The sequence below is a fragment of the Nocardia nepalensis genome, from assembly GCF_048910785.1.
GTDB classification, from domain to species: domain Bacteria; phylum Actinomycetota; class Actinomycetes; order Mycobacteriales; family Mycobacteriaceae; genus Nocardia; species Nocardia nepalensis.
On the sequence record NZ_JBKBET010000038.1, the window covers coordinates 394,194 to 413,942 of the forward strand.

The following is a 19,749-nucleotide window of genomic DNA, read 5'->3' on the forward strand; positions in this document are numbered from 1 at the left end:
CCAGACACCGGCACCTTCGCACCGCACAACTCACGGGACGCGCATCCCTAGGAGGACTCGAATGGCTATCGCGCATTCACCGAGTCGGGCAACCGATTCACTTGGCACGCTGCTCATCGCAGTAGGCGTCGTTCTTCTCGCACTGCTCACCCTGTACCTGGTCGGCTTCGACCAGGGCGTCATCTCGCGCAGCGGGATGTACCTGCATGAGCTGATGCACGACGGACGTCACCTGCTCGGTGTCCCGTGCCACTGATTCCACCCACCCCGCCGACTCCGTCGGCTGCCATCCCCCTGGGTTCACCCACCCCGCCCGTCTCCCTGGACGGATCGCTCAAGACCCTGCTGCTCCGTGGCCTGCTGGCCGGTCTCATCTCCGGTCTGCTGGCCGCGACAGTGGGCTATTTCGTGGGCGAGCCCAAGATCGAGGCCGCCATTTCCATCGAAGAGGCCGATACCGCCAAGGAAAAGGCCGCCGAACACGCTGCGCCGCCGGCCGGGCATACGCACGGTGACGAGGAAGAGCCGCTGGTCAGCCGGTCCGGGCAGAAGTTCGGGCAGTTCCTGGCGCTCGGGCTCTCCGGGCTCGCGCTCGGGGCCATTTTCGGTTCGGTCGCGCACTTCGCGCGCAGGTACACGACGTTGTCCGGGCCGAAGCTCGCGCTCGGGTTGGCGCTGGCGGGTTGGGCTGCGATCGTGGCGGTGCCGTTCTTCAAGTACCCGGCCAATCCGCCCGCCGTGGGTGATCCGGACACCATCAACCAGCGGACCTGGTTGTGGGTGGCGGCAGTCCTGCTCGGTGTGGCCGCGGTCGGCATCGGGATCTACCTCTACAAACTGCTTGCCGCACAACTCGGTACGGTTCGGCTGATCGCGGGAGTCGCGGCGTTCGTGCTCGTCGTTGTGCTCGGCTATGTCCTGCTGCCAGGGATAAATGAGGTGAAGGACGACTTCCCGGCCGCGCTGCTGTGGCAGTTCCGTGCGGCATCGCTCGGCGAGACGGCCACGCTGTGGGCCTGCCTCGGACTGGGTTTCGCGGCGCTCACCGAATTCGCCACGCGCGGTAGCACTCCGGTACGAGAGTCGCTCACTACCGCAGGCTGATCCGGAGTTCGGATCGCGAAAGGCAGTGTCGGTGTCATGACCGGCACTGCCTTTTCCGTACGGCCACGCACCGATCCACCACGCTCGGTTTCGGTGGCATTCACCGGCCTCGTCATCGCACTGCTCTGCGGTGTCGGCGAGGCCATCACCTACACCGCCGTTCAATTGGATCGACCGAATGCCGATATCGGTTCTCTCGCAACAGGTCTCGCCGTTCGCGGCGCTATTTATCTAGTGGTCCTCGCAGTTGCCGTCCGCATGGCGCGCGGTGCCCGCTGGGCCCGGATCGCCCTCACCTTCGGCATCGGGGTAGTCGGCCTGGCCTCGCTGATCATCGAACCACTGGCAGCCACGTTGTCCGCCAGGGAAATCGGCGACCTGTTCGCCGACCTCACCGCTTCCGCAGTAATCACCGCCACCTTTCGCACCGGCCACATCCTGGCCGTCCTAGTGGCCATCCCCGCGATGTACCGCCCAAGTGCTCGCCACTACTTCCGCGCCAACCCCCGGTCGTAAGCGACACCACCCACAACCTGCGCATCTTCGCCCTCACCCGCGACTAATCCAGCGCACCGAGCCGAGCCATACGCTCGCCGCAGACCTTCGTCGCGCGCCACCATCGGACTCGCCTCACCCCAGAGGGGTGATCAAGATCAGGTGGCACTGGTGGCGGGGGGTTCTCGGGCGATGCCGCCACAGATTCCACGTGATCACACGTCCAACTGAGGGGGGTGGGTGGTGGCGTTCGGGTGGGGGTGTGGGTGGGGCTATTGCCAGCCGGGGCGGACGAGGCCGGATTCGTAGGCTAGGACCACTAGTTGGGTGCGGTCGCGGGCGTTCAGTTTCGTGAGGATGCGGCTGACGTGGGTGCGGGCGGTGGCGGGGCTCATGTAGAGGCGTTCGCCGATTTCGGCGTTGGTCAGGCCCTCGGCCACCAGGCTCATGACCTCGCGTTCGCGGTCGGTGAGTTCGGTGAAGGCGGCGGGTGGGGGGTGTTTGGCGTGGGCGGAGAATTCGGCGATGAGGCGGCGGGTGACGCCGGGCGATAGCAGGGCGTCACCGGCGGCGACCACTCGAACGGCGCGGACCAGATCGGCGGGTTCGGTGTGCTTGACCAGGAACCCGGTCGCCCCGGCGCGCATCGCCTCGAAGACGTACTCGTCGAGTTCGAAGGTGGTCAATACGACGACCTTCACTTCGGCGAGTTTCGGGTCCTCGGCGATCATGCGGGTGGCGGCGAGGCCGTCCAGGATCGGCATTCTGATATCCATCAGGACCACGTCGGGAGTCAGGCTGCGGGTCATCCGGACGGCCTGTTCGCCGTTATCGGCCTCGCCGACCACCTCGATGCCGTCCTGCGCGTCGAGCAGCGCGACGAAACCCCCGCGTACCAAGGCCTGATCATCGGCGACCAATACCCGGATGGGCACATCCGCCTCCCGGCCACTGGCCACCGAATCGCTGAGCGATGCGGACCACCTGACTGTCTCCCGGCCGCCACCTGTCGAATCGCCCCGGGATCCTGCGTTCATCGCGCCTCCTCCTGAGCCCCCACCTGGGAAGGTAGCCGAGCCACCACCCTGAACCCACCGCTGGGCCGCGGACCAGCGATGAGCTGGCCGCCGAGTGCGTGCGCGCGCTCGCGCATGCCGAGGATGCCGTTGCCCCCGCCCGGCCCGGACTTCGATTGTGGCGCGGTGGCGCGGGCATTGTCGATGGTGATCTCGACCGAATCGGCGGCGTAGCGTACGGTCACCGCGGCCTGGGCGCCCGGCGCGTGGCGGACCACGTTGGTCAGCGATTCCTGGATGATGCGCGCCGCCGCCACGTCGACGACGCTGGGCAGTTTGTGCGCGGTGCCGATGATGCGGGTGTCGACGGTGAGACCGGCCGCGCGGGCGCGCTGCAGCAGCGCGTCCAGATCCTCGATGCTCGGCGCGGGGCTGCGCGGAGCAGGCAGCCTGGCTTCGGCGGCAGGGGCATTGCGGCCGGCCGAATTGTTCTGGGCCCGTTCGGAATCGCGGCCTCCAGTAGCGGCTTCGGGTACGCGCTCGGGATCGGATTCGCGCACGTCCTGCGCGCCGGGCGTCGGTGCACCGCTGCGGATCGCGTGCAACAGCGTGTGCACCTCGGCCAATGCGTCCTTACTCGCGGTCTTGATCGCGACCAGCGCCGATTCCGCCTGCTCGGGCTTCTTGGCGAACAACTCCAGCGCCACCGAGGACTGCACATTGATCAGCGAAAGGCTATGTGCCAGCACATCGTGCAGCTCGCGCGCGATGGCCAGCCGCTCCTCGCTGGCCCGCCTTTCGCGCTGTGCCTCCTCGTCGCGGCGCGCGGCCTCGGCGCGCTGTCTGCGCGCCACCAGCGCCGCCTGACGCTGGCGGATTCCCTCCGCGATCGCGACGAGCACACCCAGCCAGGCGATCATCCCGAAGGCCAGCCACGGGTTCGCGGGATGCCCGACGATCGCGGGCAACGGCCAGACCAGCGCGAGATAGCCGATCGGCGCGAGCGGATATGTCCACCAGCGTGATCCGACGACCGCGGCGGAGATGAACGCGATCACCAGCGAAACGAAGATCGGGCCGTAGCCGTAGCCGCGCAACAGGTAGACCGCGCAGGACGCGATCGTCACGAGCAGCACCGGCAGCGGATACGAACGCCGCAGCAGCAACGCCACGGGCCCGACCAGCAACAGCACGTAGCCGAGTGCGTCGATCGTGTGCACTCCGGTCTGGCGCAGGTTCGCATTGCGGCCTCCGCCGAGTTGGATCACCGCCACGACGAACGCGAGGACCCAGTCCCGCACGACCGGGCCATGTTTCGATTCCCCTGGCGCTGTCACATGTGCAGCCTATTAGCCCGAACCCGCCGAGGCGTCCGCCGCGCTGCGTATGCTCCCCCGCCTCCCCGAATATTCTGCCGGCCGTGGGTGCCTCGACAGTCGCGTCGCGGGCCGACGGTCGAGGTGGCAGCCAGGTTTCGGGCGTTCCCGACGAGTTACCCATGTGCTTGCGAAATCAGTCGTCGATTCCGCTATCACCGTGCGTCGTAGGCCGCTGTACGTATGTCGGCCATCGCCCCGCGACGGATGTGTCGGCCCAGGTCGGAGGCGGATTCTCGGTGCATGACAGATTCCATCGTGGTCACCGTGGGGCTGACCAAACGCTACGGCACCCACACCGCCGTCGACGGCGTGCATATGAATGTCGCGCCCGGCGAGATCTACGGCTTCCTCGGTCCGAACGGCGCGGGCAAGACGACCACGCTGCGAATGCTCGTCGGTTTGATCCGTCCCACCACAGGTACCGCCACCGTGCTCGGGCACACCCCCGGCGATCCGGCGGTGGTCCGCCGCATCGGCGTCCTCATCGAGGGTCCCGGCTTCTACCCCTACCTCACCGGCCGCGACAACCTGCGGGTCCTGGCGAAATACCGCGGCCTCGACCGCGACGACGTCGAGGACGCGCTGGACCGTGTCGGCCTCGCCACCCGTGCCGACGACAGATTTCGCACCTACTCCCTCGGCATGAAGCAGCGCCTCGGCGTCGGCGCGGCCCTGCTCGGACGTCCGGATCTGCTGATCCTGGACGAGCCGACCAATGGCCTCGATCCGCAGGGCATGGCCGAAATGCGGGAACTCATCACGACTCTCGCGGGCGACGGACATACGGTGCTGCTGTCGAGCCACATGCTCAGTGAGGTGCAGGAGATCTGCGATCGCGTCGGCGTGATCTCCGGCGGCGCATTGCTCACCGAGTCCACGGTCGCCGAATTGCGCGGCGCCTCTTCGCTTTTGCTGCGGGCCGAGCCATTGGCCGTGGCATTTCCAGCGGTGCGCGGGGTGGTCGGCGAACGCTCGGCGATGTTGATCGCGGGCGGTATTCGGATCGAGGCCGGTGCGGCCGCCGCGGCCGCGGTCGCGCGTGCGGTCGTCGCATCCGGCGCGGATCTGCTGGAACTGCGGACCGAGGAAAAGTCCCTGGAAGAAGTGTTCTTCGAAATGACCCAACTGGAGCCGGTGAAATGAACGGGCAGGCAATGCGAGACCTGATGGCGAGTACGAAGGCGGAAATGCTGCGACTGCGGAAGTGGCCAGCATTCTGGATCATTCTCGGAACCTGGATTCTGTTGAATCTCACATTCTCCTACCTGTTCAACTACCTCGCCTACTCCTCGGGCGATATGAAGACGATGTCGAATGGCTTGCCGAAAGACGTACTGCTGCACCAGATGTTGCCCGCGGCGGTGCCGGAGGTATTCACCCAGGGCATGGCGATGTTCGGCGGCGCGCTGATGCTCATTCTCGGCGCGCTGACCATCGGCAGCGGATATGGCTGGGGCACTTGGAAAACCGTGCTCACCCAGGGTCCTTCGCGGACCAATGCGATCAGCGGCGCGCTGATCAGCCTGGCGCTCACGGTTATCGCGCTGGTGTGCGTCGCGTTCACCGTGGATATCGGGGTCGCCTCGATCATCGCGACGACCCGATCGCAGTCACTCGCGCTGCCGGGACCGAGCCAGGCGGTGAACGGAATCATCACCGGCACCGCGATTCTCGGGATGTGGACGTTGGCGGGCGCACTGATCGGGGCGATCGCGCGCGGTCCGGCGCTGGCCGTCGGCCTCGGCCTGGTCTGGGTGCTGGTGGTGGAGAATCTGCTGCGCGGCGTCGCGGCGATCTTCGACCCGATCAAGGTGCTCACCGATCACCTGCCCGGTACCGCGGCCGGGTCTATGGCCGGGGCGATGCGGACCGTGCAGGGGCCCTCGACGCCCGGGGTGCTCGATATCCTGTCGCGGACCCAGTCGCTCATCGCACTTGTGGTGTACGTCGCGCTCTTCGCGGCAGCCACGATGTGGCTGGTGAACCGGCGCGATATGGTCTGATCACGCGGGCACCGAAACCGTTGGCGGACAACAGTTCGTCCGCGGTTTCGCGGCTTTCGCGGGTGGCCGTCACCCGGACAGCACGGAATGGGCCAGCACACTCAGTGCCGCGGCGATCTGCGCGGAGGTGAGGCCGCGTTCACGCTGATGCTGGTAGACCTCGGCGGCCAGCGGCGCGAGCAGCGCATCGACCATGGCGTCCGGTTCCTCGACTCCCCCGGCCACCAGCAGGGACCGGATATGCAGCACCCAGAAGCCATACGCGCCGGTCGCGAACCGCGCGCCGCCGGTCTCCGCGCCGAGCACCAAATCCGCATGCCCGTCCAGCAATTCGACCATGGCGGCGTAGAAAGCGGCGAGCCGTTCGGCGGGTGCGGCGCCGGGGCCGAGCGGCGGCTCACCGCGCAGCAGCTTCTCCTGCAAGGCGCGCTCGTGTTCGTCGAGCAGTGCGACGGCGATCGAATTCCGGTCCGGGTAGCGGCGATACAGCGTGCCGCGCCCGACCCCTGCCGCCTTGGCTATGTCGTCCATTGTCACGGTGCGCGGGTCCCGCGTGGCGAACAGTTCTGCGGCGGCGGCAAGCACCTTGGCCCGGTTGCGGGCCGCATCCGCGCGCTCGGGTGCTGCGGTCGGCTGCCCGCCGAGCAGGTCCATATCGCTGGTCATGATCCGACTGTACTCGACATTTCAGAGAAGTGGACAAGATGTCCAGTTGTCGCTACAGTCGACCTCGTCATCAACCGGACAGAATGTCCAGTTAGCTTTTCGCAGAAGAGGCCGATCATGAGCACGTTGTTGCACCTGGATGCCAGCGCCCGGCGCCGTTCCATCAGCCGGGAAGTGAGCGCCGAATTCGCCACGGCATGGCGCGCCGAGAACCCGGACGGCGGCTACACCTACCGCGACCTGGCGGCCGAGCCCGTGCCCTTCATCGACGAGGCATGGACCGAACTGTGTGACGCCGTGCTCGCCCAGCCCACAACCGACCTGGACCGCCTCGCCGAATTGGTCCGCACACCCGAACAGGCCGCCGCCTGGGCGATCGTGCAGCCGCTACTGGCCGAGGTGCTGGCCGCCGACGTGATCCTGATCGGCACCCCGATGTACAACTATTCGATCCCGGCCACACTCAAGGCCTGGCTCGATCAGGTGACCTTCCCGCGAATGTCATTGGGCGACAGGCGATTCGTCGTGGCCACCGCACGCGGCGGGTCCTACGCGCCCGGCGCGCCGAAGGCCGCCTTCGACTACCAGGAGCGCTACCTGCGCGATTTCTTCGCGGGCCACTTCGCCGTCACCGACACCGTTTTCATCAATGCGGAACTCGCCAACTCCCGGCAGGACCCGGCGCTGGCGCATTTGCGTGGCAAGCACGAGGAGTCCTATTCCGCCGCAATGGCATCGGCGCGCGAATCAGCCAGCCGCTGGCGACTGCTCGCAGGTCGCTCGAAAGGATCGGAGTACTGAGATGAACTGGGTTGTTCTCGGCGTCGCCGGACTGGTGGAGATCATCTGGTCGCAGAGCATCAAGCCGACGGAGAATTTCACCCGCCTCGTCCCCACCGTCATCTGCTTCGTACTCGGCGCGGTCGCGGTATACCTGCTGTCGCGGGCCATGCAGACGCTGCCGGTCGGCACCGCCTATGCGATCTTCACCGGGATCGGCGCGATCGGGGCCATCGGCCTCGGCGTGGTGGTCAATAAGGATCCGATCAGCGCGGGTCGGCTGCTGTCGCTATCGCTGATTCTCGGCGGCATCGTGCTGGCGCGCGTCACAAATCCGGAGTGAGCAGGTTCGCACCGGATTCGCCGATGAGGCAGCCCGCCACCGGCACTCGCAGGCTCGGCCGCTGGTGCTCGAACAACTCGATCAGCGCACGGCGCCGGGGTAGGTTCGACTGCGATTCGTGATTCGAACCTTATCGAAAGGACTGCGATGCCCACACGTACCGCGCGCACCGCTTGGACCGGCGGCCTTCAGGACGGCTCCGGCCAGGTCGAACTGGCCAGTTCCGGTGTCGGCAAGTACGACGTCTCGTTCCCCAAGCGCGCCGCCGACAACGCCGACGGCACCACCAGCCCCGAGGAACTGATCGCGGCGGCCCACTCCTCCTGCTTCGCGATGGCCCTCTCGGCCCAGATCGGCAATGCGGGCGGCACTCCCGAGAGCCTGGATGTCACCGCCGATGTCACCCTCGGCCCGGACCCCGACGGCGGCTTCCGCATCAACGCCATCAAACTCACCGTCCGCGGCAGGGTCTCCGGCCTGGACGCCGACGGCTTCGCCGCCGCCGCGGCCGCCGCCAAGGCGGGCTGCCCGGTCAGCAAGGCCCTCGCCGGGGTGGACAACATCACCCTCGACGCCGCCCTCGCCTGACTTCCCGGCTCCTCGCACACCACCCACCGTGTGCGAGGAGCCCAGTGGTCATGCGAGGCCATTCGCCGACCCAACGCATACGCACACAGGCGTAGGGCGAATATCGTCGGCAGGCCGATGCCGAAGCAGGGTGCCCGGAGCAGGGTTGGGGCATGAACATTTTCACCCAACCCGAGGCCATGACCTTCTTGGCCGATCACTACGACGACGGCTGGCATCCCTGGCCGTTCTTCTGGATCTTCCCGTTGCTGTTCTGGGGCACCTTCATCGTCATCTTCGTTTTCGCCCGGCGGCGGTTCTGGGGACACCAGAGCGGAATCGGTGCGCTGCGTGACGCATTCGCGCGCGGTGACATCACCGAGGATCAATACCGGAGCCGACTGGCGGTACTGCGTGAACGCGGCGGGAAGCCGCGCGGCGGTGAAACCACTACCTGAGCCGAATCACGGGAGACCCCACCATGAGCATCGCCTTCGGAATCGTCATAACCCCACGTTCGGGCGCCGAATGGGCCCGCGCGGCAAAGGACGCCGAACAGCAGGGCTACCGGACGATCCTGCTTCCGGACACCCTGAATACCCCTTCACCCTTCCCGACCCTCGCGGCGGCCGCGGCGGTGACCACCACGGTCCGCCTGCGGCCCAACGTACTCGCCGCCCCCCTGCGCAACCCCGCCGTCACCGTGCGGGAAACCGCTGCACTGCAACTACTTTCGGACGGACGATTCGAACTCGGCATCGGCTCGGGACGTCCCGATGCGAATGCGGAGGCCGAACGGCTCGGCATGCCTTGGGGTTCGGCGGCCCAGCGTCGCGCTCAACTCATCGCCACCGTGAATGCCGTACGCGAACAGGTCGATCCGGCGCCGCCGATCGTCCTCGCCGCCAATGGACCTCGAATGCTCGCTGTCGCAGCTGGTTTCGCCGATCGGGTGCTGCTGGCCGCCGGACCCGAGGCCACCGAGGCCGATCTCGCTGACATGGTTCGCGTGGTGCGGGACAACACCGATCGCGATGTGCGCTTCACCCATCAGCTGGTCGGCATCGGCGACGAACTGCCGTTCTGGCTGAGCAAGCGGCTCGGACTAACCGCGGACGGACTGCGGGCCGCCGGATCGGCGGGTGTGCTGGACGGCGATCCGGCGGCCGTCGCCGAGGTGCTCGAATACCGCAGGGCGAAGTACGGAATCGATGAACTGATCGTCCCCGGCGAACTGGCCCGAGCCTTCGCTCCGACACTCGCCCGGTTCACGAATCCCACTGTCTGACCGTCCGCCCGGACCGAGGCCCGCACCCCGTTGACCCGGTTCTCGGCTCGCCGCGGCACGTATCGAATCCTGTACCGAATCGACGACAAGAGAATGGTGGTTACCGTCGTCGACGTGAATCACCGCCATGACGCGTACCGGACCTGACGCATAAACCGCAGAAAAATGCCGCCCACCGGAAATCCGGTGAGCGGCATCTTCTAGCCGTTCGGACTTACTCGCCAGCGGCCTCGGCCACGGTGCCTTCGCCCGCACCCGTGAGCACGACCTCCGGCTTGTCCTCCGTGGCGGGCGCCTTGGTCAGCTTCGCCTTGCCGGTGAAGGTGAACTTGGCGTTCTCGCCGGAGCCCTCGCCGTCCCAGCCCTCGACATCGACCACGATGGTCTGACCTGGACCGATCTCGCCGAAGAGGATCTTCTCCGACAGCTGGTCCTCGATCTCGCGCTGGATGGTCCGACGCAGCGGCCGGGCGCCCAGCACCGGGTCGAAGCCGCGCTTGGCAAGCAGTGCCTTGCCCTGCGGGGACAGCTCGATCTCCATGTCCTTGTTCTTCAACTGCGTGGCGACGCGGCCGATCATCAGGTCCACCATCTCCACGATCTGGTCCGTGGTGAGCTGGTGGAAGACGATCACGTCGTCGATGCGGTTGAGGAATTCGGGCCGGAAGTGCTTCTTCAGCTCGTCGTTGACCTTGAGCTTCATCCGCTCGTAGTTCGAGCCCTCGGCGTTGGACTGGGTGAAGCCCAGACCGACGGCCTTGGAGATGTCAGAGGTACCCAGGTTCGAGGTGAAGATCAGCACGGTGTTCTTGAAGTCGACCGTGCGACCCTGGCCGTCGGTGAGACGACCGTCCTCGAGGACCTGCAACAGGGTGTTGTAGATCTCCTGATGTGCCTTTTCGATCTCGTCGAACAAAACGACCGAGAACGGCTTGCGGCGCACCTTTTCGGTGAGCTGGCCACCCTCTTCGTAGCCCACGTACCCGGGCGGGGCACCGAAGAGCCGCGATGCGGTGAAGCGGTCGTGGAACTCGCCCATATCGATCTGGATGAGCGCGTCGTCGTCGCCGAACAGGAAGTTCGCCAGCGCCTTGGACAGCTCGGTCTTACCGACACCGGACGGACCGGCGAAGATGAACGAGCCCGAGGGACGCTTGGGATCCTTCAGACCGGCGCGAGTGCGGCGGATCGCCTTGGAGACGGCCTTGACCGCGTCCTCCTGGCCGATGATCCGCTTGTGCAGCTCGTCCTCCATGCGGAGCAGACGGGTGGTCTCCTCCTCGGTGAGCTTGAACACCGGGATACCGGTCCAGTTGGCCAGCACCTCCGCGATCTGCTCGTCGTCGACCTCGGCCACGACATCCAGATCACCGGAGCGCCACTGCTTCTCGCGCTCGGCACGCTTGGCGACCAGCTGCTTTTCCTTATCGCGCAGTCGCGCCGCCTTCTCGAAGTCCTGCGCGTCGATGGCGCTTTCCTTCTCCCGGCGCGCATCGGCGATCTTGTCGTCGAATTCGCGCAGGTCCGGCGGGGCGGTCATGCGACGGATGCGCATGCGCGCACCGGCCTCGTCGATCAGGTCGATCGCCTTGTCCGGCAGGAACCGGTCGTTGATGTAGCGGTCGGCCAGCGTCGCGGCCGCGACCAGCGCGCCATCGGTGATGGAGACCCGGTGGTGCGCCTCGTAGCGGTCGCGCAGACCCTTGAGGATATTGATGGTGTGCTCGACCGTCGGCTCGCCGACCTGCACCGGCTGGAACCGGCGCTCCAGGGCGGCATCCTTCTCGATGTACTTGCGGTACTCGTCGAGGGTGGTCGCACCGATGGTCTGCAGTTCGCCGCGGGCCAGCTTCGGCTTCAGGATCGAAGCGGCGTCGATGGCGCCCTCGGCGGCACCCGCGCCGACGAGCGTGTGCAGCTCGTCGATGAACAGGATGATGTCGCCGCGGGTGTTGATCTCCTTGAGCACCTTCTTCAGGCGCTCTTCGAAGTCACCGCGGTAGCGGCTGCCCGCCACCAGGGAACCCAGGTCGAGGGTGTAGAGCTGCTTATCCTTCAGCGTCTCCGGGACCTCACCGTTGACGATGGCCTGGGCCAGGCCCTCGACCACGGCGGTCTTACCGACACCGGGCTCGCCGATGAGGACCGGGTTGTTCTTGGTGCGGCGGCTCAGCACCTGCATCACACGCTCGATTTCCTTCGAGCGGCCGATGACCGGGTCGAGCTTGCCCTCGAGGGCGGCCTGGGTCAGGTTACGGCCGAACTGGTCGAGCACCAGCGAGGTGGACGGGGTCCCGGCCTCGCCGCGCGAACCGGATTCCACCGGCTCCTTGCCCTGGTAACCGGACAGCAGCTGGATGACCTGCTGGCGCACCCGATTGAGATCGGCACCCAGCTTCACCAGCACCTGCGCCGCGACACCCTCACCTTCACGGATCAGGCCGAGCAGAATGTGCTCGGTGCCGATGTAGTTGTGGCCGAGCTGCAGCGCCTCGCGCAGGCTCAGCTCCAGCACCTTCTTGGCACGCGGAGTGAACGGGATGTGACCGGACGGAGCCTGCTGGCCCTGGCCGATGATCTCCTCCACCTGGCTGCGCACACCCTCCAGCGAAATACCAAGGGATTCCAGCGACTTCGCCGCCACGCCCTCGCCCTCGTGGATCAACCCAAGCAGGATGTGCTCGGTGCCGATGTAGTTGTGGTTGAGCATCCGGGCCTCTTCTTGGGCCAGGACAACGACGCGCCTCGCGCGGTCGGTGAACCTCTCGAACATCGCTCCCTCACTCTCCTGCTCCGACATTCTGGCGTCCGACGCTTCTGTGGCGTCAGCCTGCCATGAAGCCCGGGGGTTGCGGCCCCGACCTCCACTCTAGTTGGCAGGGGATTAAGCCGCCTCTAGTCCACCCTATTGGGGACCAGCGACAGCACGGTCATTCACTCATAACGTGCTCGTTGCGGGATACGTTTCCGCTGAGGTTTTGCCCTCAGCGAAATCGCCGTCCGCGCTTCCCACGCGTGGGTGCTACCCGGTGAACGGCGGCACGAACTCGCACGGCACCTCGCGCGCATGCGCCGGATCGAGGGCGTTGAGCACGAAACGGGCGGTACGCGGGCTGCCCGCGATCGCCAGATGCTCGGAGAAGTCGGTCGCACAGCCGTCCTGTACGACGATGTTCGTCGCATTCGGCCCGGCCACGAAGCCCGAGTCGTACGGGACGACGATCTCGTCGAGGCCGGCCATGATGTTGGTGTAGGTGATGCCGGGAACGTAGACGCCGTCGCTGTTGAGATCCCGCAGGAAGGCCGAGTCGCGCAACAGCTCGGCGCAGGCCTGGCACAGCGAACCCGCAGCGGCCCGGAAGAAGGGGCCGGCGCCGAGCCGGTCGGCGAAGGCGGCCATATCCGCACCACCGCCCGCATTGGTGCCGCGCCAGGCCGGTGCGATCGATACATATTTATCGATCTTGTCCGCACCGCCGAGCCGCTTCGCGTAGTAGTTCGGCATCACCGTGCCCTGCGAATGCCCCACCACATCCACCTTGCTCGCCCCGGTCGCCGCCAGCACTCGGTCCACGAACGCACCGAACTGCACCGCACTCTGCTCGATCGGCAGCATCCCGCCCACCGCCGAAATCGGCCACGGCAGGTCGTAGGCGCCGTAGGTCAGCGAGAAGACGCAGTAACCTTCGTTCGCCAGCAGCGGCGCGTACAACCCCCAATTCGTCTGCGCCCCACCACCGGTGCCGTGCGCCAGCACCACCGGATTCGGATGCTCCGCACTCGGCCGGCACGACCAGTCGTTCGACCCCGGCAACGACCCACCATGATTGATCAGCTCATTCGGAATCCCCGCGAAGAAGTTGTAGTCGACCGGATACTCGGCCTGCGCGGTACCGCTGGCGCCGACCGACAGCGCGGCCAGCACGGCAATGACGAGTGCGGACCCGGGAATACGCCGCATGAGGACCTCCGAAATCTGGAACGTGTTCCAGAACGTAGCGCAACTTACCGCCGTCCGGCGGTGAGTTCACGCAAGTCGGCGCGCAGATCTCGTTCCCTCCCGATGCTCACCTGCTATACGTCCGGTAGCGTTTCGACGGTGTTCGTACGGTGCGAGTTACCGGCGTCGATTCGGGAGGCGTACGGCATCGATCTCGCCTACTTCGCCCGGCTCGGCCGCAGCGTGCCGAGCGAGGGGTGTTGCTGCAGTGGCGAAACGGGTACCTCGTGATCCGCTGGAGACGCTCGGACCCGATTGTCGAGCAGGTACGAGCCGTAACTTCGGCATTGGCCATCCCCCACCCTTGGAACCGAACGGCCTTCCTGGAACACATCGCCGCATTGGTGGGCAAGCCGATTCGGCTGATGCCACTGCCTGCGTCACTGACCGCCGGACTACCGTGCGGCCTGGTACTGGACCGCGTCGAGGACATCATGATCGCCTACGACACGCACAGCTCCGGATACCACGCCGATCACATTGTGCTGCACGAGATCGGGCATTTGCTGCTGGATCACGCGGACGACAAGTCGGCCGACACCCGGCAGGCCGCAGTCGGCACATTGTTTCCCGGCATCGATCCGAACACCGTCGTTCGCGTGCTGGAGCGAAGTGACTATGACGCCACGGCCGAACGCCAGGCCGAACTATTCGCCTCACTTGTCATGTCGGCATCTCGCGCCGAACCCCGGGGTTCGCTATTGCGCCACGCCATGTTTCCGGATTGAGCCGCCGAACGCATGCTGCACTCGTCTTGGCCGGCCGCCATCGCACTGCCGCTGATCGGCTATGCGTGGGCCCTGGTCGCCATTCGCGCCTTCACCTTCCGCGCCACGTCGATCGAACGCCGCGCGACCTTCGTATTCGCCGCGCTGACAACTGCCGCCACGATCCGTGAGCGCACCGTGCAGGATGCCGTCGGCAGACTGTCCGCGGGGCATCTGTCGAACGCACTGCTGTTCCAACTCGGTCTGATCCTGATCGCGGCGACCGCCGGTGTCATGATTCTCACGCTGGCAAAAGCGCTGGGCCACAACTACTCTCCTGCGGTCGTGCACAGCACAGCGATCCTGTGCGCGACGATTTCGCTGATCTGCGGTACGAGCGCGCGCGATCAGGGCATCATGATCGAAACCCAGACCGGCTGGGCGCCGCTCGGTTTCTGGCTTCCGCTGCTGGTACCCACGGTGTGGATCGACTACTCGGTCACCCGATTGAGCATCGCTGAAATGCGCAGACGCTCCGATCGGCGCGAGTTCCTGCTCTATGGCGCACTGGCCCTGTTTCCCGGCCTCCATCTGATCGTATTCGGTTGTGCGCCCATTTCGGCGACCTTCCAGATCGTCGGTACGCATACCGTATTCGCTCGCATCCTGACAGCGACCGACCGCGACATAATGTTGTTCCAAACATTGGTGTTCGCTGCGGCATTGAGTGTTCCGATGCTGTTGCGCCTCGCCCAGCGGCTCGGCATGGACACGTTCGCACGCAGCCGAAAACAGTTGCTGCCACTATGGGCCGACCTCACCGGTGCCTGTCCGGAAATTGTCTATCGCGACGTCGCACCTACCGGCCTGGGCAGCCGATTCCTGTTGCATCGCACTGTGATCGAGATCCGCGACTGTTTGCGGATCCTGTCCCGATACGCACCACCCGAGTCGGGGAGGGCTGCTTCGAGCGATACACCGGACACCGATCGGTTGCGGTACGCGGTTCGGCTCGCACAGGCGTGTGCGGCAAAGGCCGACGGTGCAGCCCCACACAACGATGTCCTCGCGAAGCCGTCGGAAGCGGCAGACGTTGACGCGGAGATCATCGAACTCACCGCGCTCGCGGCGTGCTGGTCGCGCGCTCGCGCCATTGCCGCCGAGAGCCGCCGATCGGCACTGTTCGGCGCGCCATCCTGACGGTCCCTCCGGGTCACGCCCGAACCGGCACATCTTCACGAATCTCGATGCGCGCATGCGCCTTTCGCAGCGAATCGGGTGCCCACCAGTTCCACTCCCCAGCAACCGCATCGCCGCGGGCGGCAGAACCGCCCGAATGAGCGTGGTGCCGCGCCCGCCCCGGCATTTCTCCCGGAACCGGCCCACAGGCCGGCGATGCCGTTTTCGGGCCCAGATCGGCCGTCAGGCGCGTTCCGGCGGCCGCGGCGGGGGACCTACCCACATCGCCCGGCGCGGTCACCAGGATCACGAAAGCGGTGTGCCCGCCGCGTATCTGGCCGCGAGAACGCGCTCCGCGCTGCTGGATTCGGAGTTGGCATCCCAAAACCGCCGCCAGTGAGTCGATCAGTGATCGCCCACCGACGGCGGCGCAGATAGTGAGTAAAAGCACAGCGACCGCGAGGACCGCCTCGGTGTCCGGATGGCCGGGCGAGCGACTCGGTCGAGCACGAGCCGTTCTAACCGAGGTGATTCGCCCCTGCAGCATGCGCGGTGTACTGCCCGACGGCCGGCTGAAAAACGTTCTGCTGGGCCATGATCGGCACATGGTAGGGCTGAGCGGCGGTTTGCGGCGCGCCAACGGGCAGCGGCCGCGCCTGCGAAAACTGCTGGGTAGCAACTGAATCCGATGCCTGTGCGCGACCGTGCTGGATACCGGCGACGAACAGCGCACCGCTCAGCACCAGGAAGGCCAGCGTGTGCAGGATCGCACGGATGATATTCCAACGCACCCAGGCGGATTCGAAATCGGCGCGCACCTTGGCCAGGTCGCCGATCTGGGCCGGATCGCCCGCAGCGGCGAGTTGATCGTTCAGTGGAACATTCAATCCGGAGGTGACCGCGAAGGCGATCACATTGAGCGCCAAGGCGACACCGAGCCAGATCAAGGTGGTGCGGTGTTCCTTACCGAGGTGCAGCGCACCCGCGAGAAGGGTGAAACCGACGGTGCCGATGAACCCGATCATGAACCACGGGTTGATGATGACCACGTTGATCTTCTGCATCATGTCGATCATCGTGCGGTCATCGGTGCGATTAAGCGCGGGCATCACCGACGTCGCATAGGCGTAGAAGACGCCCGCGATCAGGCCGGTCGCGAGGGTGGCCGCCACCAGCGCGGCGAGTCGTAGCGCGAACATGAATTTCTCCTGCCTCGAAACCCGGACCTGGTTCGAATTACTCGGTCCGGCGATGAGTCAAGTACACCGGTTGCCGTCGAGACCATCCATGGTTGAGAAGCTCGGCCACCTAAGCCAGAGTCCACGCCCCCGGGACTTACAGGTCGCGGTCGGAGATCAATCCGCTCTGCATGGCCAAACCGGCCAGTCGGACCCTTTTCTGATTCTGTGGCAGATTTTCCACACCGAACTTGGCGAACAGCGCGCGCAGATGCGTCTTGATCGCGTCGACACTGAGGAACAATTCCTCGGCGATCTGCTGATTCGAAGCGGGAGTCGCGAAACCCGCCCCGTGCTTATACGGACGGCACAGCGCGACCAACACCGCGCGCTGGGTTTCGGTCAGTGAGCGCAGTGTGGGAATGGTGCCGGTCGAGGTCCGCGTCGCATCATCGATCACGCCCCCGAAATCGTGGAAGGACACCAGCGAGGTGCCGACCCGGATCCGATCGCCCGCCATCAGGCGACGACGGCCGACCAGCCGCTCGCCGTTGACGAAGGTGCCGTTGCGGGACAGGCCGTCGTCGACGATGGTCCAGTGCGCGCCGAGGTATTCGATGGCGGCATGCAGACGCGAGACCTCGGCGTCCCAGCGCAACGCCAGGTCGGCCTGCGGGGATCGTCCAATGGTGACGCGCTGCTGGTCCGGGGTGAGCATCAGCTCCTGCTGACGACCCGAGTCATCAGTGAATCGCAACAACGATCCGATGAAACCAGTCACTGCGCCGATACCTCATCTCTCCATACCGCCAGTGACGCCATTCGCACAGTTCCATGGTGCCGCGTCCTGGTACTGCGAGCAAGATCGAGTCGACTCCGGACCTTCCTCATATCGAAGGCGTATCACAAAGGAGCCGCCGGCCGGGCGTCGCACGATTCGCCCGGGCGGCGGCCCAATAAATTAAGAACTCAGCCCTTCGCGGCCTTGTTGTACGCGTCGGTGATGTCGGCCGAGATACGACCCCGCGCGGACACCTTGTGTCCATTCCGGCGCGCCCACTCACGAATTGCTGCGCTTTGTTCACGATCGATCGAGACCCGGCTCTTCGCAGCGCCAGGAGCAGCGACCGCAGCCTTGACCCGGCGCCGACCACTCACGCGCCGAGCACTCGAAACCCACTCTTCAAGCCCGTCGCGCAGCTTCGCGGCATTTGCCGACGACAGGTCGATCTCGTACGACACACCGTCGATCGCAAACTCAATGGTCTCGTCCGCGATGGACTCACCATCGACATCGTCGATCAGGCTAACGGTGACCTTCTTTGCCATGAGATGAACGTCCTCTCGAAATCGTGCGACCCGCATACTAGGCCGATTACCCGAGGCAAGAATACCCCGAATTTCGAAAATTCCAAGACGGGGGCCGAACTATGCAATCCGATCGTCAGCGAGTGACTGGACGCACAATTGGGAACAGTATCGTTTCCCGGATTCCCAATCCCGTCAGTGCCATCAACAACCGATCGATTCCCATACCGGTACCCGTTGTCGGAGGCATACCGTGCTCCATCGCGGCAAGGAAGTCCTCGTCGAGTGCCATCGCTTCGTCATCACCCTGTGCGGCCAGCCGCGCCTGGTCGACGAACCGCTCGCGCTGGATCACCGGATCGACCAACTCCGAATAGCCAGTTGCCAACTCGAAGCCGCGCACATAGAGGTCCCACTTCTCGGTAACTCCGGGCTTGCTGCGATGCTGCCGCGTCAGCGGTGAAGTCTCCACTGGGAAGTCGCGCACGAAAGTCGGTGCGTAGAGCTTGTCACCATACTGGTGCTCCCATAGTTCTTCGACCAGTTTGCCGTGGCCATAGCCCTTGTCCTCGGGAATTTCGAGACCGACGCGATCGGCGAGCGCGCGCAATTCCTCGATCGTAGTTTCCGGTGTCACCGAGACGCCAAGTGCATCCGACAGCGACGGGTACATCTCGACGGTTGCCCACTCGCCACGGAGATCGTATTCGGTGCCATCCGCAAGGGTTACCACCTGGGTGCCGAAGACCTCCTCGGCAACTTCCTGCACCAATTCCCGAGTCATCCGCGCGGAGTCATCGTAGGTGCCGTATGCCTGATACGTTTCCAACATCGCGAACTCCGGCGAATGCGTCGAGTCCGCCCCCTCGTTGCGGAAGTTCCTGTTGATCTCGAAGACCTGTTCCAGGCCGCCGACCACACATCTCTTGAGGAACAGTTCCGGCGCAATTCGCAGGTAGAGATCCATATCGAGGGCATTGGAATGGGTGACGAACGGCCGCGCCGCCGCACCACCGTGCAGCGTCTGCAGCATCGGCGTCTCCACCTCGAGGAAGTCGCGCCGTTCCAGCGCATTGCGCATCGCGCGCATCACCGCGACCCTGGTCCTGGCCATTTCCCTGGCCTCAGGACGCACGATCAGGTCGACATAGCGCTGCCGTACCCGCGACTCCTCGTTCATCTCCTTATGCGCCACCGGCAGCGGCCGCAGGGCCTTGGCCGACATCGACCAGGAATCGGCCATAACGCTCAATTCCCCGGTCCGTGAGGAGATCACCTCGCCGTGCACGAATACGAAGTCACCGAGGTCGACATCGGCCTTCCAGGCCGCGAGCGCATCGGCGCCGACACCGTTGAGACTGATCATCGCCTGCAGCTTGGTGCCGTCACCCTCCTGCAGCGTCGCGAAACATAGCTTGCCGGTATTACGCATGAAAATGACGCGGCCGACGACACCGGCCTGCAACCCGGTCTGGGTATCCGGCTCGAGCGCCGGATAGGCGGCCCGAATTTCGCCGAGGGTATGTGTGCGCGGCACCACCACCGGATAAGCCTCACCGCCATCGGCGATCAGCCGCTCGCGCTTCTCGCGCCGAATCCGCATCTGCTCCGGAACGTCGTCACCGGCGGCCGCGGGACGGTTGGCTTGCCCCGCAGGAACCGAACCCGCGGAGCGACCGGATGAAGGCGTGTTCGGGGTGCTCACGTTCAACAACCCTAGCGGGCACCGGAAATCG

The 19,749-nt window shown here is 65.5% G+C and carries 22 protein-coding genes; 13 read left to right on the forward strand and 9 right to left on the reverse strand.

The genetic code is table 11. The features are described from left to right. The first annotated feature begins 61 nt into the window (after nt 1-61). Genes ACHQ4I_RS36395 through ACHQ4I_RS36405 form a run of 3 tightly spaced genes read left to right on the forward strand, consistent with a single transcriptional unit; the run spans nt 62 to nt 1,620 of the window. On the forward strand, nt 62-256 hold the full coding sequence (locus ACHQ4I_RS36395) for a CbtB domain-containing protein (RefSeq protein ID WP_040686176.1): 195 nt from the start codon (nt 62-64) through the stop codon (nt 254-256). A gap of 32 nt (nt 257-288) precedes the next feature. Further along, nucleotides 289-1,104 carry a CbtA family protein gene (locus ACHQ4I_RS36400; RefSeq protein WP_420776629.1) on the forward strand — a complete coding sequence of 272 codons (816 nt, stop codon included), beginning with the start codon at nt 289-291 and terminating at the stop codon, nt 1,102-1,104. Nucleotides 1,105-1,140: 36 nt separating this feature from the next. Beyond that, nucleotides 1,141-1,620, forward strand: a complete 480-nt coding sequence (locus tag ACHQ4I_RS36405) for a hypothetical protein (RefSeq protein WP_420776438.1) — start codon at nt 1,141-1,143, stop codon at nt 1,618-1,620. Between the two features lie 251 nt (nt 1,621-1,871). Here ACHQ4I_RS36405 and ACHQ4I_RS36410 read toward each other — a convergent pair whose 3' ends face one another. Together ACHQ4I_RS36410 and ACHQ4I_RS36415 are read right to left on the reverse strand one after the other, a co-directional pair. Then, the gene (locus ACHQ4I_RS36410; protein ID WP_420776630.1) at nt 1,872-2,534 is read right to left on the reverse strand and encodes a response regulator transcription factor; all 663 of its coding nucleotides are present in this window, start codon (nt 2,532-2,534) and stop codon (nt 1,872-1,874) included. Between the two features lie 98 nt (nt 2,535-2,632). Continuing rightward, nucleotides 2,633-3,952 (reverse strand): sensor histidine kinase, encoded by a 1,320-nt coding sequence (locus ACHQ4I_RS36415; RefSeq protein ID WP_420776439.1) that lies wholly within the window; start codon nt 3,950-3,952, stop codon nt 2,633-2,635. Nucleotides 3,953-4,234: 282 nt separating this feature from the next. Between ACHQ4I_RS36415 and ACHQ4I_RS36420 the strand changes: the two genes are divergently transcribed. Together ACHQ4I_RS36420 and ACHQ4I_RS36425 are read left to right on the forward strand one after the other, a co-directional pair. Continuing rightward, nucleotides 4,235-5,137: an ABC transporter ATP-binding protein gene (locus ACHQ4I_RS36420; protein WP_420776440.1), complete on the forward strand. Its 903-nt coding sequence runs from the start codon at nt 4,235-4,237 to the stop codon at nt 5,135-5,137. After that, complete coding sequence (locus tag ACHQ4I_RS36425; protein WP_420776441.1) at nt 5,134-5,997, forward strand: ABC transporter permease; 864 nt, start codon at nt 5,134-5,136, stop codon at nt 5,995-5,997. The genes ACHQ4I_RS36420 and ACHQ4I_RS36425 overlap by 4 nt, the downstream gene beginning before the upstream one ends. 69 nt (nt 5,998-6,066) lie before the next feature. Here ACHQ4I_RS36425 and ACHQ4I_RS36430 read toward each other — a convergent pair whose 3' ends face one another. Beyond that, a complete protein-coding gene (locus ACHQ4I_RS36430) occupies nt 6,067-6,663 on the reverse strand; it encodes a TetR/AcrR family transcriptional regulator (protein WP_420776442.1) in 597 nt (198 codons plus the stop codon). A 117-nt stretch (nt 6,664-6,780) separates the two neighbouring features. On the opposite strand from ACHQ4I_RS36430, the gene ACHQ4I_RS36435 reads away from it, so the two are divergent. The 6 genes from ACHQ4I_RS36435 to ACHQ4I_RS36460 all read left to right on the forward strand — a co-directional run bounded on the left by ACHQ4I_RS36435 (nt 6,781) and on the right by ACHQ4I_RS36460 (nt 9,788). Then, complete coding sequence (locus ACHQ4I_RS36435; protein WP_420776443.1) at nt 6,781-7,464, forward strand: FMN-dependent NADH-azoreductase; 684 nt, start codon at nt 6,781-6,783, stop codon at nt 7,462-7,464. Between the two features lies 1 nt (nt 7,465). Then, a complete protein-coding gene (locus tag ACHQ4I_RS36440) occupies nt 7,466-7,786 on the forward strand; it encodes a DMT family transporter (RefSeq protein ID WP_420776444.1) in 321 nt (106 codons plus the stop codon). Between the two features lie 147 nt (nt 7,787-7,933). After that, nucleotides 7,934-8,374, forward strand: coding sequence for an OsmC family peroxiredoxin (locus tag ACHQ4I_RS36445; protein WP_420776445.1), 441 nt, complete (start codon nt 7,934-7,936; stop codon nt 8,372-8,374). Between the two features lie 152 nt (nt 8,375-8,526). Beyond that, nucleotides 8,527-8,811 carry an SHOCT domain-containing protein gene (locus ACHQ4I_RS36450; protein WP_420776446.1) on the forward strand — a complete coding sequence of 95 codons (285 nt, stop codon included), beginning with the start codon at nt 8,527-8,529 and terminating at the stop codon, nt 8,809-8,811. A 23-nt stretch (nt 8,812-8,834) separates the two neighbouring features. Continuing rightward, complete coding sequence (locus ACHQ4I_RS36455; RefSeq protein WP_420776447.1) at nt 8,835-9,641, forward strand: LLM class flavin-dependent oxidoreductase; 807 nt, start codon at nt 8,835-8,837, stop codon at nt 9,639-9,641. A gap of 30 nt (nt 9,642-9,671) precedes the next feature. Continuing rightward, the gene (locus tag ACHQ4I_RS36460; RefSeq protein WP_420776448.1) at nt 9,672-9,788 is read left to right on the forward strand and encodes a type II toxin-antitoxin system RelE family toxin; all 117 of its coding nucleotides are present in this window, start codon (nt 9,672-9,674) and stop codon (nt 9,786-9,788) included. 67 nt (nt 9,789-9,855) lie between these two features. Here ACHQ4I_RS36460 and ACHQ4I_RS36465 read toward each other — a convergent pair whose 3' ends face one another. Together ACHQ4I_RS36465 and ACHQ4I_RS36470 are read right to left on the reverse strand one after the other, a co-directional pair. Next, nucleotides 9,856-12,414 carry an ATP-dependent Clp protease ATP-binding subunit gene (locus ACHQ4I_RS36465; RefSeq protein ID WP_420776449.1) on the reverse strand — a complete coding sequence of 853 codons (2,559 nt, stop codon included), beginning with the start codon at nt 12,412-12,414 and terminating at the stop codon, nt 9,856-9,858. Nucleotides 12,415-12,663: 249 nt separating this feature from the next. Further along, complete coding sequence (locus tag ACHQ4I_RS36470; protein ID WP_420776450.1) at nt 12,664-13,602, reverse strand: esterase/lipase family protein; 939 nt, start codon at nt 13,600-13,602, stop codon at nt 12,664-12,666. 266 nt (nt 13,603-13,868) lie between these two features. On the opposite strand from ACHQ4I_RS36470, the gene ACHQ4I_RS36475 reads away from it, so the two are divergent. Beyond that, nucleotides 13,869-14,369, forward strand: coding sequence for a hypothetical protein (locus ACHQ4I_RS36475; RefSeq protein WP_420776451.1), 501 nt, complete (start codon nt 13,869-13,871; stop codon nt 14,367-14,369). 12 nt (nt 14,370-14,381) lie between these two features. Beyond that, the gene (locus tag ACHQ4I_RS36480) at nt 14,382-15,548 is read left to right on the forward strand and encodes an MAB_1171c family putative transporter (RefSeq protein ID WP_420776452.1); all 1,167 of its coding nucleotides are present in this window, start codon (nt 14,382-14,384) and stop codon (nt 15,546-15,548) included. A 497-nt stretch (nt 15,549-16,045) separates the two neighbouring features. Here ACHQ4I_RS36480 and ACHQ4I_RS36485 read toward each other — a convergent pair whose 3' ends face one another. The 4 genes from ACHQ4I_RS36485 to lysS all read right to left on the reverse strand — a co-directional run bounded on the left by ACHQ4I_RS36485 (nt 16,046) and on the right by lysS (nt 19,616). Then, nucleotides 16,046-16,726: an anthrone oxygenase family protein gene (locus ACHQ4I_RS36485; protein WP_420776453.1), complete on the reverse strand. Its 681-nt coding sequence runs from the start codon at nt 16,724-16,726 to the stop codon at nt 16,046-16,048. 136 nt (nt 16,727-16,862) lie between these two features. Beyond that, nucleotides 16,863-17,423 (reverse strand): FHA domain-containing protein, encoded by a 561-nt coding sequence (locus ACHQ4I_RS36490; protein ID WP_420776631.1) that lies wholly within the window; start codon nt 17,421-17,423, stop codon nt 16,863-16,865. A gap of 251 nt (nt 17,424-17,674) precedes the next feature. Continuing rightward, on the reverse strand, nt 17,675-18,034 hold the full coding sequence (locus ACHQ4I_RS36495; RefSeq protein ID WP_040686163.1) for a histone-like nucleoid-structuring protein Lsr2: 360 nt from the start codon (nt 18,032-18,034) through the stop codon (nt 17,675-17,677). Between the two features lie 115 nt (nt 18,035-18,149). After that, nucleotides 18,150-19,616 carry a lysine--tRNA ligase gene (gene lysS / locus ACHQ4I_RS36500; protein WP_420776632.1) on the reverse strand — a complete coding sequence of 489 codons (1,467 nt, stop codon included), beginning with the start codon at nt 19,614-19,616 and terminating at the stop codon, nt 18,150-18,152. Nucleotides 19,617-19,749 lie beyond the last annotated feature (133 nt).

Coding starts and splice junctions, on each gene's coding strand:
- ACHQ4I_RS36395 (WP_040686176.1), top strand. CDS start 62: ATGGCTATCGCGCATTCACCGAGTCGGGCAACCGATTCACTTGGCACG.
- ACHQ4I_RS36405 (WP_420776438.1), top strand. CDS start 1,141: ATGACCGGCACTGCCTTTTCCGTACGGCCACGCACCGATCCACCACGC.
- ACHQ4I_RS36420 (WP_420776440.1), top strand. CDS start 4,235: ATGACAGATTCCATCGTGGTCACCGTGGGGCTGACCAAACGCTACGGC.
- ACHQ4I_RS36425 (WP_420776441.1), top strand. CDS start 5,134: ATGAACGGGCAGGCAATGCGAGACCTGATGGCGAGTACGAAGGCGGAA.
- ACHQ4I_RS36430 (WP_420776442.1), bottom strand. CDS start 6,663: ATGACCAGCGATATGGACCTGCTCGGCGGGCAGCCGACCGCAGCACCC.
- ACHQ4I_RS36435 (WP_420776443.1), top strand. CDS start 6,781: ATGAGCACGTTGTTGCACCTGGATGCCAGCGCCCGGCGCCGTTCCATC.
- ACHQ4I_RS36440 (WP_420776444.1), top strand. CDS start 7,466: ATGAACTGGGTTGTTCTCGGCGTCGCCGGACTGGTGGAGATCATCTGG.
- ACHQ4I_RS36445 (WP_420776445.1), top strand. CDS start 7,934: ATGCCCACACGTACCGCGCGCACCGCTTGGACCGGCGGCCTTCAGGAC.
- ACHQ4I_RS36450 (WP_420776446.1), top strand. CDS start 8,527: ATGAACATTTTCACCCAACCCGAGGCCATGACCTTCTTGGCCGATCAC.
- ACHQ4I_RS36455 (WP_420776447.1), top strand. CDS start 8,835: ATGAGCATCGCCTTCGGAATCGTCATAACCCCACGTTCGGGCGCCGAA.
- ACHQ4I_RS36465 (WP_420776449.1), bottom strand. CDS start 12,414: ATGTTCGAGAGGTTCACCGACCGCGCGAGGCGCGTCGTTGTCCTGGCC.
- ACHQ4I_RS36470 (WP_420776450.1), bottom strand. CDS start 13,602: ATGCGGCGTATTCCCGGGTCCGCACTCGTCATTGCCGTGCTGGCCGCG.
- ACHQ4I_RS36480 (WP_420776452.1), top strand. CDS start 14,382: ATGCTGCACTCGTCTTGGCCGGCCGCCATCGCACTGCCGCTGATCGGC.
- ACHQ4I_RS36485 (WP_420776453.1), bottom strand. CDS start 16,726: ATGTTCGCGCTACGACTCGCCGCGCTGGTGGCGGCCACCCTCGCGACC.
- ACHQ4I_RS36490 (WP_420776631.1), bottom strand. CDS start 17,423: ATGCTCACCCCGGACCAGCAGCGCGTCACCATTGGACGATCCCCGCAG.
- ACHQ4I_RS36495 (WP_040686163.1), bottom strand. CDS start 18,034: ATGGCAAAGAAGGTCACCGTTAGCCTGATCGACGATGTCGATGGTGAG.
- lysS (WP_420776632.1), bottom strand. CDS start 19,616: ATGCGGATTCGGCGCGAGAAGCGCGAGCGGCTGATCGCCGATGGCGGT.